Annotated in this window: 11 protein-coding genes; 2 read left to right on the top strand and 9 right to left on the bottom strand. The window is 74.1% G+C overall.

Annotated elements, in window-relative coordinates:
* Positions 1-176: 176 nt before the first annotated feature.
* The 9 genes from ACFZP7_RS08950 to ACFZP7_RS08910 all read right to left on the bottom strand — a co-directional run bounded on the left by ACFZP7_RS08950 (position 177) and on the right by ACFZP7_RS08910 (position 8,768).
* Positions 177-1,010, bottom strand: coding sequence for a pectate lyase (locus tag ACFZP7_RS08950; protein ID WP_385634188.1), 834 nt, complete (start codon positions 1,008-1,010; stop codon positions 177-179).
* Positions 1,011-1,094: 84 nt separating this feature from the next.
* Positions 1,095-1,961, bottom strand: coding sequence for a hypothetical protein (locus ACFZP7_RS08945; RefSeq protein WP_385634187.1), 867 nt, complete (start codon positions 1,959-1,961; stop codon positions 1,095-1,097).
* Complete coding sequence (locus ACFZP7_RS08940) at positions 1,958-2,524, bottom strand: SigE family RNA polymerase sigma factor (RefSeq protein WP_019329299.1); 567 nt, start codon at positions 2,522-2,524, stop codon at positions 1,958-1,960. Before ACFZP7_RS08940 ends, ACFZP7_RS08945 begins: the two co-directional genes overlap by 4 nt.
* Positions 2,525-2,676: 152 nt before the next feature.
* Entirely contained in the window at positions 2,677-4,131 is a 1,455-nt protein-coding gene (locus tag ACFZP7_RS08935) for a penicillin-binding protein 2 (protein ID WP_046251777.1), read from the bottom strand.
* Positions 4,132-4,184: 53 nt separating this feature from the next.
* The gene (locus ACFZP7_RS08930) at positions 4,185-4,844 is read right to left on the bottom strand and encodes a response regulator transcription factor (protein ID WP_019329301.1); all 660 of its coding nucleotides are present in this window, start codon (positions 4,842-4,844) and stop codon (positions 4,185-4,187) included.
* 328 nt (positions 4,845-5,172) lie between these two features.
* Positions 5,173-6,438: a sensor histidine kinase gene (locus ACFZP7_RS08925; RefSeq protein WP_385634186.1), complete on the bottom strand. Its 1,266-nt coding sequence runs from the start codon at positions 6,436-6,438 to the stop codon at positions 5,173-5,175.
* On the bottom strand, positions 6,435-7,430 hold the full coding sequence (locus ACFZP7_RS08920; RefSeq protein WP_385634185.1) for a hypothetical protein: 996 nt from the start codon (positions 7,428-7,430) through the stop codon (positions 6,435-6,437). Before ACFZP7_RS08920 ends, ACFZP7_RS08925 begins: the two co-directional genes overlap by 4 nt.
* 91 nt (positions 7,431-7,521) lie before the next feature.
* Positions 7,522-7,992 carry a GNAT family N-acetyltransferase gene (locus ACFZP7_RS08915; protein ID WP_030976908.1) on the bottom strand — a complete coding sequence of 157 codons (471 nt, stop codon included), beginning with the start codon at positions 7,990-7,992 and terminating at the stop codon, positions 7,522-7,524.
* A gap of 2 nt (positions 7,993-7,994) precedes the next feature.
* On the bottom strand, positions 7,995-8,768 hold the full coding sequence (locus ACFZP7_RS08910) for an IclR family transcriptional regulator (RefSeq protein WP_019329305.1): 774 nt from the start codon (positions 8,766-8,768) through the stop codon (positions 7,995-7,997).
* Positions 8,769-8,887: 119 nt separating this feature from the next.
* Here ACFZP7_RS08910 and ACFZP7_RS08905 point away from each other — a divergent pair, with 119 nt between their 5' ends.
* Together ACFZP7_RS08905 and ACFZP7_RS08900 are read left to right on the top strand one after the other, a co-directional pair.
* Positions 8,888-10,417, top strand: coding sequence for an aldehyde dehydrogenase (NADP(+)) (locus ACFZP7_RS08905; protein ID WP_385634184.1), 1,530 nt, complete (start codon positions 8,888-8,890; stop codon positions 10,415-10,417).
* An 82-nt stretch (positions 10,418-10,499) separates the two neighbouring features.
* Positions 10,500-11,108, top strand: a complete 609-nt coding sequence (locus ACFZP7_RS08900) for a DUF1349 domain-containing protein (protein ID WP_030976915.1) — start codon at positions 10,500-10,502, stop codon at positions 11,106-11,108.
* The last annotated feature ends 18 nt before the right edge of the window (positions 11,109-11,126 follow it).

The following is an 11,126-nucleotide window of genomic DNA, read 5'->3' as shown; positions in this document are numbered from 1 at the left end:
GGGCGTCAACGGGACGGCAGGGCCCGAAAGTTTCGGTTCCGCGCAGGGGAACGCCCCCGCCGGTCGTCACCGGCGGGGGCGTTCGGTGGGCCGGCCGAGTGGGGGCTCGGACGGCACGCACCGGCCCGGGGGGCGGGCCGGTGGTCCTGAGGGCTCGGACGGGCTGCCGGCGTCGGCTACTTGTAGGTGATGTCCGAGGCGGTGAAGTCGCAGGTCTTGCCGTACGGGCCGACCGGGGAGAGCTTCTTGGGCTCCTTGCCGCTGCTGTTGCCCTGGTAGCGGGCGCAGGTCTCGATCTTCTTCTTGGCGTCGCCGTGGACGCGGATGTTGCGCAGGGTCGCCGTGTCGCCGTAGTTCTGGTTGACGCCCACGATCGACTTGCCGGGCGCGGTGATGTCCACGTCGTCGATGACGATGGTGCGCTTGTACTGCTTCCTGCAGTTGCCGCAGGAGCGCACCAGCTTGCCGAAGTTCTCCACCTGGAACTTCGAGACGACGAGCTTGCCCGCGCCGTTGAACTGGAGCACCTTGTCGTCGGCGTTCCGCGCGCCGCCGCCGTACACCTTGTAGACGGCGGAGGCCGAGGTGCCCTTGAAGCTGGCGGCGTCCTCGCCGACGTCCAGCCACCACACGTTCTGCAGCGTGCAGGAGCCCTTGCAGTGGACGCCGTCGGCGGCGGGCGTGCCGATGATCACGTTCTTCAGCGTCGCGCCGTCCGCCAGCTCGAAGACCGGGTCCTGGCCCTCGTCCTGGCCGTCGCCGCCCAGGGCGCCGGTGCCGTAGAACTTCTTCATGCCGCCGTCGTAGGTCCCCTTGACCGGGATCGTCGACGAGACGGGCTTGCTGCCGGTGTCCTCGGGCCAGGACGACGCGGCACCCGCGGTGGACAGCATCGTCGTCGTGACGATCGCCGCACCGGTGAGGCCGAAGGCAGCGGTTCCGGCGATCACCGCCCGCCGCTTCGTGACCCGGCGGCGGTGTCGGACGCGCTGTTCAGCTCGTGCAGTCATGCCCATTTCCTTGCGTGGGGAGAGGTACGTTGCGCTACCTGGTCGCCACCCGAGGAGAAAGGGTTGCCGTGACCGCGGGGTTTTTCAGGAACCGCCGTCGCGGGGAGCGAAGTCGCCCCGCACCGACAGCTGTCCGGACGTGGCGGTGGCCGTCGCGGAGTAGCGGTCGCCGTGCGCGTCCCGCCCGCCGCGGTCGTGGTCGTACTGGCCCGCGAACATCCACTCGCCCGCCGGGACCGTGCGGCCCTCCTTCAGGGTCCACCGGTACACCAGGAAACCGTCCCGCTCGCCGACCGTGAAGGCGAAGTCGTCCTCCGGCAGGGACCGCCAGGCACCGGTCGAGGTGACCCCGCCGGTCTGGGCCACCCGCAACTCGACGGTGAGCGCGGTCAGCGGCTCCCCGGTCTTGAGGGTGACATTGCTCTGCGCCCAGAAGTCGTTGCTGTGCGGGTCCACCGAACCGTCCGACCACAGCGGGCCGTCCTGCACGGCCGACGCGGGCGGACGGGCGCTCCCGGTCGCCGTCGAGGTCGCGGCCGGCGGCCGGGAGGAGGCGGGGGCGTCCGGGGACTTCGACCCGGGCCCGGTGCTCCCGGTCGCCTCGGGCGCCGGCGGGGCGGGCATCCGGTCGGCGGTCTCCTGCGGCGACGGCGTGGCCGCGGGTGTCGGCGAGGTGGCCACCGAGCGCTGCGGGGGAGCGTCGTCCTTCACGGCGGAGGCGACCGCGTAGCCGCCGACGGCGAGGACCCCCGCCACGGCGGCCGTCGCCCCGGCCACCCGGGCCCAGCCCAGCAGCGGCGGGCGCGTCGCCCGGTGGTGGGCCGGCGCGGCCCCGCCCGCCATGCCGCGCTCGACCCGGGCCAGGATGCGCGCCCGGTCCGGCCGGTGCGCGCCGGCCGCCTCGCGCAGCCGGGCCCGCAGCTCCTCGTCGACGTCCCGCCGGCCGGTCATCGCTTCCTTCCCGCGGCCTCACCGCTGCGCGCCATCGCCGCGTGCACCTGCCCGACGGCCGCCCGCGTGCCCAGCAGCCGCTGCAGTTCGGCCATGCCCTTCGACGTCTGGCTCTTCACCGTACCCACCGAGACGCCCAGGGCGAGCGCCGTGTCCTTCTCCGAGAGGTCGAACGCGTGCCGCAGCACCACGCACGCCCGCTTGCGGAACGGCAGCCGGCGCAGCGCCTCCTGCACGTCCACCACACCGGCGACGTCCGGGTTCTCGGTCCTCTCCTCGCGCTGCGACCAGAACAGGGCGACCCGTCTGCGCTCGCGCACCGCGGTGCGGATGCGGGTGCGGGCGAGGTTGGCGACCACTCCGCGCGCGTACGCCACCGGACGGTCGGCCGCGCGGACCCGGTCCCAGCGGTGCCACAGGGCCAGCAGGGCGTCCGCCGCGATGTCGTCGGCGGCGTCCGGCTCGCCCGTCAACAGGTGGGCGAGCCGGGAGAGTTCGGCGTAGTGGCGCTCGAAGAACGCGTGGAACTCCACGGAGGCGGCGTCGTCGACGACTGTCCCCACGGGCGGACTCTCCTCGCAGCGGCTTCCCCGGCGTCGAACAGCCGTGCGCCGGGCCGGAATCCGGAACTGTAGCAGCGTTCGACGCACCACTCGTACGGTGCGTCGAACGCTGTGTGACAAGCCGAACCGGCCCGGGAGCCCCGCCCGTTGGATCAGTCCTCGATCGCCGCCTCCATCATCGCCTTGGCCACCGGGGCCGCCAGGCCGTTGCCGCTGACCTCCGAGCGGGCCGCGTCGGACTGCTCGATGATGACCGCCACGGCGACCTCGCGGTCCGACGAGGCGGACTTGGCGTAGGAGGTGAACCAGGCGTACGGGGTCTTGCTGTTCTTCTCCCCGTGCTGGGCCGTGCCGGTCTTGCCGCCCACGGTCGCGCCGGGGATCTGCGCGTTCGACCCCGTGCCCTTCTCGACGACGGTCTGCATCGCCGACTGCAGCTGCTCGGCCGTGCCGGAGGAGACGATCCGCTTAGCGTCGGCGTCGGTGTGGTCCTCCAGGACGTCGCCGCCGCTGTCGGTGATCCGCGACACCATGTGCGGCGAGACCAGCTCGCCGCCGTTGGCCAGCGCCGCCGACACCATCGCCATCTGCAGCGGGGTCGCGGTCACGTCGAACTGGCCGATGCCCGTCAGCGCCGTCGACGACTCGTTCATGTCCTTCGGGTACACGCTCGTGTAGGCGCGTACCGGCACGTCCTGCGTCTCGTCGTTGAAGCCGAACCTCTCGGCCATCGCCCGCACCTTGTCCTGGCCGAGGTCGACGGCCATCTTGGCGAAGACGTTGTTGCACGAGTACTGGAGCGCGGTGCGGATCGTGGCGTTCTCGCAGGGCGCGTTCGGGTTCTCGTTGGTCAGGTCCGTCACGGTGCCCGGCAGCGTGTACGGGTCCGGGCTGTCGGTCCGCTCGTCCACCGACCCGTACAGCCCGTCCTCCAGGGCGGCGGCCGCCACGACCAGCTTGAACGTCGAGCCCGGCGGCAGCGGCTGGCGCAGCGCGCGGTTGGTCAGCGGCTTGTCCGGGTCGCCGGTCAGCTTCTCCCACGCCTCGCCGGCGGTGTTGGCGTCGGTCAGCGACGTCGGGTCGTACGACGGGGTCGACACGACCGCCAGGATCTCGCCGGTCCTCGGGTCGATCGCGACGGCGGCGCCCTTGGTGTCGCCCAGCGCCTCGAACCCGGCCTTCTGCACGTCCGGGTCGATCGTCGTGACCACGTTGCCCGGCTCGGCGCGGGTGCCGGTGATCGTGTCCATCACCGTCTTCAGCCGCGGGTCGGTGCCGTTGAGGACGTCCTGGTAGATGCCCTCCAGCTGCGTCGGCGCGTACGCCTGCGAGGCGTAGCCCGTCACGGCGGCGTACAGCTCGCCGTTCTCGTACGTCCGCTTGTGGGCGAGGTCACCCCCCTCCGTGGGTGCCGAGCCGGTGATCGACCGGCCGGCCACGATGATGTTGCCCAGCGGCTCCGCGTACGTCTCGATCGCGTTGCGCCGGTTGTCCTTGTCGTCCGCGAGTGCCTCGGCCTTGTAGAACTGCACCCAGGTCGCCCTGACCAGCAGAGCGAACACCAGGAGCAGCGTGAAGACCGACGCACGCCTGATCGTCTTGTTCATCCCGTTTGCAGGACGAGCGGGCCGGGGCGAATCGTTCCCCCGCGCCCGTTTTCTCATCCTCCGTTCATGAAGCCGGCCTCGTGGGCCCGGACGACCGCCTGGGTGCGGTCGCGGCTGCCGGTCTTCGCCAGCACCGACGCCACATGGGTCTTCACCGTGGCCGGTCCCACGCCCATGCGTCCGGCGATCTCGGCGTTGGTCAGCCCGGTCGCCATCAGCCGCAGCACCTCGCCCTCGCGACCGGTCAGCCGTGCCACCCAGGGCGGCGGGGCGGGGTGGGCGCGCGCGTGCTCGGCCGCCAGCGCGCGCACCGCCGACGGGAACAGCAGGGTGTCGCTGTGCGCGACCAGCCGTACCGCCCGCACCAGGGTGTCGGCGTCGGCGCGCTTGAGCAGGAAGCCGGCGGCCCCGGCGCGCAGGGCGTCGTAGACGTGGGCGTCGTTCTCGAAGGTGGTGACGACCACGACGCGGGGCGGCCGGTCGAGGGTGGCCAGGATCCGCTCGGTGGCGCGGATGCCGTCGGTCCCCGGCATGCGGACGTCCATCAGGACCACGTCCGGCAGGGTCTCCCGCACGACGGAGACGGCTTCGGCCCCGGTGGCGGCCTCGCCGACCACCTCCAGGTCCGGCTCGGCGGAGAGGATGGCGCGCAGGGCGGTACGGACCATGCGCTCGTCGTCGGCGAGGACGATCCGGATCGGCGGGCGGGACACACGGGCTCCTTCGGGCTGGTGCGGTCGGCGCGGTCGGTGCGGTCGGCGCGGTCGGTGTGGTCGGTGGCGGGGTGCGGTGGGTGCGGGAGGTGTGGCGGGTGCGGCTGCTGCTGAGGTCCCGCGTGCGCGGGTGTGCGCCCGCGGCCCCGGGGTGCCGCGCGGTGTGCCTGCGTCCGGAGGGGCGCGGCGCGGTCCGGCCCCGGCGTGATCCGGGCCGGTGGCGGGATGCGCCCGGCGTGGTGGTGGGGCCGGTGGCGGGGTGCGCCCGGCGTGGTGGTGGGGCCGCGCGTGCGTCGCGGCGGTGGGTGCCCGGCCCCGCCGGAGCGCGTCACGGGGTCCTGCCGAGCGGCAGCCGTACCTCCAGCCGCCAGATCCGTCCGACGGGGCCCGCCCGCGCCGACCCGCCCAGCACGCGGGCCCGGTCGGCGATGCCCCGCAGGCCGTGGCCCCCGCCGGGGCGCGGAGCGACGGTGCCCGTCGGGCCGGTGCCGGCCAGGGGATTCTCCAGGGTGATCCGCAGGTGACCGTCGAGCACGTCGACGCCCACCGCCACGGTGCCCCGTCCGCCCGCGTGCCGCAGCGCGTTGCTCAGCCCTTCCTGCACGATCCGGTACGCCTCCCGGGACACCGCCGGCGGCAGTGTCCGCGGGTCCGCCGCGACGGTGGCCGAGACCCGCAGCCCGCCCGCGCGGGTGCGGTCCAGCAGGCCGTCGAGGTCGTCGGCGAGGGTGGGGGCGGGCGCCGTGCCGGGCGCGTCGCCGTCGCGCAGGACGCCCAGTACGGCGTCGAGTTCCCCGACCGTGCGCCGTGTGGTCTCCTCGATCGCGGCGAGCGCCTCGCGCACGAACCGCGGATCGGAGTCCAGCACCCGGCGGGCCGCGCTCGCCTGGAGGGTGACCGCGCTCAGGGCGTGGCCGACGGAGTCGTGCAGTTCGCGCGCGAGCCGGTTGCGTACGGCGAGGTCGGCGGCGCGTGCCTCGGCCGCCGCCACCCGGTCCTCGGCGGACGGCCCGAGCAGCGCGGGCGCCCAGCGGGCCAGCAGCGCGCCGCACCCGGCGGCGCACCCGGCGAGCGCGACCAGCGTCACGGCACCCGCGAAGGGCGCGAGCGCGAGGCCCCAGGCGCCTTCGAGGGGGCCCGGCAGAGCCGGGCGCCCGTCCCGCAACGCCGGTACGAAGGGCAGCACGATCAGGAACGCCGCGAACGGCGGCACCGCCAGCGACATCCCCGCGACGATCCCGCCGACGCCCAGGTGCAGCGTGAACCAGGCCGCGGTGCGCCCCTTCTCGCCCTTCGACCGGGCGGGCCCGTACGCCAGCCGGTCGGCCTCGACCCCGCACAGCGACCGCACCACCCCGGCCTCCAGGGGACGGGTGAGCGGGAACAGCGAGGTGATCGCGGCGAGCGGCAACCCGACGGCGAACGAGGCCAGTTGGAGGGTGAGCGACCCGAAGACGTCGTCGACACCGGTGAACGGGCCGACGACGACCGAGCCGACGAGGACGTACGGCATGGCGAGCGCGCCGCCGAGGATCAGGTGGATCCACCGCAGCCGGGCCCGCCGGCCGAACAGGAACCGGGCGAGGGCGCTCACGGCAGGGTGCGGACCGCGGCCGACCGCCGGGCCAGGAAGTGGGCGCCGACGGAGGCGAGGAGGAGGCCGACGGTCATCTGGCCAGCGTAGGTGAGCGTCAGCAGCGTTGTCGGGCGGTCGGCGGGATCGTCGGCCGGCAGCAGCAGGGCGAGCAGCATCCAGCCGCCCCAGCAGGCCGTGGCAGCGGAGCAGATCCAGTGCGCGGCGAGGGGCGCCGGGACGGGGAGCGCCCGGCCGCCCCGGAAGGCGAGCAGCAGGGTGCCGGCGGCGGCCGCCGCCAGGAACGCGACGTGCATGCCCTCCAGCACCTGGACGTCCGCGGTGCGTTCCCCGTCCCGGAGCCCCGCCGAGCCACCGCACAGCCAGTACAGCCGGACCGCGAGCGGGAACGACGCGAGGACAGCGCCGACCACGGCGACCGCACGGTACGGCGCCCGGACGACACCCGCCGGAAGGTCCCGCACCCGGCCGCGCCACAGCCGGCCCCAGCGCGTGCGCGCGTACCGCGCGAACAGCGCCCCCAGGGCCAGCCCCTGCACGATGAAGCCGGTGTACACGACCCCGAACACCCAGGAGTCCAGGAAGGGTTCGCCTCCCGCCCCGGACGACGTCGCGGTGTCGCCGCCCAGCGCCCGCGTCAGGAGCTGGAGCGGGAAGCCGGCCATGATCGGCGCGAGCAGCCCCGTGGCCACCCAGACCGGGAGGGCCATCGCCCACGCCGGCACCCGCAGCCCCCAGGGGCGCGTCAGCACCAGGGTCAGCACGATCACACAGCTGTCCAGCAGGACGGTGAGCCCATTGCCCACCGCCATGGTCACCCGGTGCTCCAGCAGCGCGCTGCCCTCGGGAATCCCCACCCGGCTCCCGGCGATCCAGGCGACCTTGAGCCCGAGGTAGGGCAGGCAGGCGGCGATGGCGGTCGCGCGCAGCAGCCGGAGTGTCCGGGTGCCGCCGGGAGCCGGTGCGGGCGTGGCGGTGAGCGTCTGCGTCATGGCTCCACGCTCCCGCCCCGCGCCCCCGGGCGCGTCCTGCGCCCGGGCGATCCGTCTCCGCCGCGCGGCGGAGACGGATCACCGCCGCGGGTCATTCCGCCAGGTGCAGGACCACCTCGTCGATCTCCTCGCCGCGGGCCGGGGCGAACCCCCGGGCCCGGGCGCTCGTCTCGAAGCCGCACTTCTCCAGCACCCGGCGCGAACCGGCGTTGTCCGCCGCCGCACGCGCGTACAGCGGACGGTCGCGCACCTCGGCGAGCAGGGCCCGCAGCGCCGCGGTGGCCACCCCGCGTCCCCAGTACGCCCGGTCGACCCAGTACGTCACCTCGCGCTCGCCCGGTTCGCCGTACACCGCCGCGCTGCCGATCACGTCACCGTCGCCGAGGATGGTCCGCACGACGTCGCGCGAGGTCCGTATGGTGTGCCAGTGGGTGCTGAAGGCGTCCCAGTCGGCCGGGTCCGGCGGCGTGAAGGCCGCCATGCGCAGGGACTCCGGATCGTTCATCTGCCGGAAGAAGACGGGCAGATCGCTGTCGTGTACCTCGCGCAGTGCGATGTGCATGATCAGAGCCTACGCGTGGCCAGCGTCAGCCGGTCCCGCGCGTCGAACAGCGCGTCCTTCACCATCTGTTCGTGCGCGGGCGTCAGCCGCGCCACCGGCACCGAGCAGCTGATCGCGTCCCGCGCCGGCGTGCGGTAGGGCACGGCCACGCCGAAGCAGCGCAGCCCCAGCGTGTTCTCCTCGCGGTCCACGGCGAAGCCCTGCTCCCGTACCTGGCGCAGCTCCTCGATCAGCTTCTCCCGGTCGGTGATGGTGTGCTCGGTCAGCGCGGGCAGCGTCTCCGGGAGCATCTTGCGCACCTGCTCGTCGGTGTACGTGCTCAGCAGCGCCTTGCCCAGCGACGTCGAGTGCGCGGGCAGCCGGCGGCCGACCCGGGTGAAGGGCCGCAGGTAGTGCTGCGACTGCCGGGTGGCCAGGTACACGACGTTGGTGCCGTCCAGTCGCGCCAGGTGGATGGTCTCCGTGGTGTCGTCGGAGAGCCGGTCCAGCGTCGGCCGGGCCGCCGCGACCACCTCGTCGCCGTCGATGTACGACGTGCCGACCAGCAGCGCCCGGACCCCGATGCCGTACCGCGTGCCGGTCGCGTCGGTCTCCACCCAGCCCAGCTCGACCAGCGTGCGCAGCAGCATGTAGAGGCTGGACTTGGGATAGCCGACGGCCTCCTGGACCGACGCGAGGGAATGCATGCCGGGGCGCCCGGCGAAGTACTCGAGCAGTTCAACCGTCCGCACGGCGGACTTGACCTGCGCTCCGCCCCCCGTCTCGCCAGCCGACATCGCCCTTGACCCCTTCGTTCGACGAGAAGCTGAAGATATAGTCTCCAGCACATTCATCAGTAGAGACAGCGTTCAGTATATCGAACGAGTTCCAGGTAGAGCACGTGGAGGGACCCGCGGTGGCAGCAGCACCAGTCTGGAGTGTCGACCCCCGTACCGGGAAGCAGCGTGAACAGGTCGCGGCGGAGGCCACGGCCCAGGAGGTGGACGCCGCGGTCCGGGCCGCGCACGCGGCCCGGGACTCCCTCGCCGACCGCGCGGTCCGCGCGGCCTTCCTGCGCACCGCCGCCGACGAGCTGAAGGCCGCCGAGAGCGCCCTCGTCGAGGTGGCCGACGCCGAGACCGCGCTCGGCCCGGTCCGCCTCACCGGTGAACTGGCCCGCACCTGCTACCAGCTCCGGGCCTTCGCCGACATCGTCGACGAGGGCGAGTTCCTCGGCGTCGTCGTCAACCACCCCGACGACACCGCGACCCCGCCGATCCCGGATCTGCGCCGCTACAAGGTGCCGCTCGGCGTCGTCGCCGTCTACTCCGCCTCCAACTTCCCCTTCGCCTTCTCCGTCCCCGGCGGCGACACCGCGAGCGCCCTCGCGGCCGGCTGCCCGGTCGTGGTCAAGGCCCACCCGGACCACCCGGCCCTGTCGGAGCGGGTCGCCGAGGTGCTGCGCCGCGCCGCCGCCCGGCACGACCTCCCCGAGGGCGTCGTCGGCCTGGTGCACGGCTTCGAGGCGGGCGTCGAGCTGATCAAGCACCCGCTGGTCGCGGCGGCGGGCTTCACCGGGTCCATCCGCGGCGGCCGGGCGCTGTACGACGCGGCGGCGGCGCGGCCGGTCCCGATCCCCTTCCACGGCGAACTCGGTTCGCTGAACCCGGTCGTGGTCACCGAGGCGGCGGCCACCGAGCGCGCGGAGGCGATCGGCGCGGGCCTGGCCGGCTCGATGACGCTGGGCGTCGGACAGTTCTGCGTGAAGCCCGGACTGGTGCTGGTGCCGGCCGGTGACGCCGGTGACGGCCTGGTCAAGTCGCTCACGGACGCGGTGGGCGCCACCGACGCCGGGGTGCTGCTCGACCACCGCATGCGGGACAACTTCGTCGCCGGGGTCGCCGAGCGCGCGGCGCTGCCCGACGTGGACTGCCCGGTGACGCCGGGCGCGGGCGGCGAGCACACCGTCAGCGCCGGGTTCCTGACCGTGCCGGCGGCGCGGCTGGCGGCCGAGGGCGAGCACGACCTGCTTCTGGAGGAGTGCTTCGGGCCGGTCACCGTGGTGGCCCGCTACCGGGACGAGGCCGAGGTGCGGGGGGTGTTGTCGCGGCTGCCGGGGAACCTCACGGCGACGGTGCAGCTCTCCGCCGAGGAGGCGGCGGGGGAGGGCGCCGGAGCGGCCCTTCTCGCCGAGGTGACGCCGCTGGCGGGCCGGGTGCTGGTCAACGGCTGGCCCACGGGGGTCGCGGTGGCGGCGGCCCAGCACCACGGGGGGCCGTACCCCGCCACGACCTCGACCTCCACCTCGGTGGGCGGGACGGCGATCGAGCGCTGGCTGCGGCCGGTCGCCTACCAGGGGGTGCCGGAGGCGCTGCTGCCGCTCGAACTGCGGGACGGGAACCCGCTGGGGCTGCCCCGTCGGTTCAACGGGGTGCTGGAGCGGTAGCGCTCAGCGGGGCCGGCCGCGCACAGCGGTACGGCCCCGCGCCCCTCGGGTGTGCCCTCCCCCGGCCTGAGAGGATCGGTCCATGCTGCTCGAACTGCCCGAACTGCCCTTCTCCCTCCGCCCCTACGGACCCGACGGCGACTGGTCCTACGCGGACGGTGTGCTCACCGGAACCGCCGGGCCCCGGCAGGACCGGTTCGTGCCGCCCACCGGTGAGACGCTGGAGCCCGCCTCCGACGCGCCCCGGCTGCTGGGCGCGCCCGAGGGGGACTTCCAGCTGATCGCCCGGGTCCGCGTCGGGTTCGGCGCGGCCTTCGACGCCGGGGTCCTCTACGTCCACGTCGGTGAGCGGGCGTGGGCCAAGCTGTGTCTGGAGTACTCCCCGGACGCGGCCACCGTCTGCACCGTGGTCACCCGGGGGCACTCCGACGACTGCAACTCCTTCACGGTGGACGGGGACTCGGTGTGGCTGCGGGTCAGCCGCACGGGGCGGGCGTTCGCCTTCCACGCCTCCCTCGACGGGGAACGCTGGACCTTCGTCCGCCTGTTCACCCTGGGCGAGGAGGAGGAGAGCGGGGCCGCGCTGGTCGGCTTCCTCGTCCAGGCGCCGACGGGGGAGGGGTGCACGGCGGCGTTCGACCGGCTGGAGTTCCGGCCGACGTGGCCCGCCGACCTGCGCGACGGCAGCTGACGGAACCGGAACGTCTCG

The sequence above is a fragment of the Streptomyces sp. SudanB5_2050 genome, assembly GCF_964272335.1.
Taxonomy (GTDB): domain Bacteria; phylum Actinomycetota; class Actinomycetes; order Streptomycetales; family Streptomycetaceae; genus Streptomyces; species Streptomyces rochei.
Note: the sequence above shows the minus strand (reverse complement) of the source record. Positions and strands in the feature narration are given on the sequence as shown.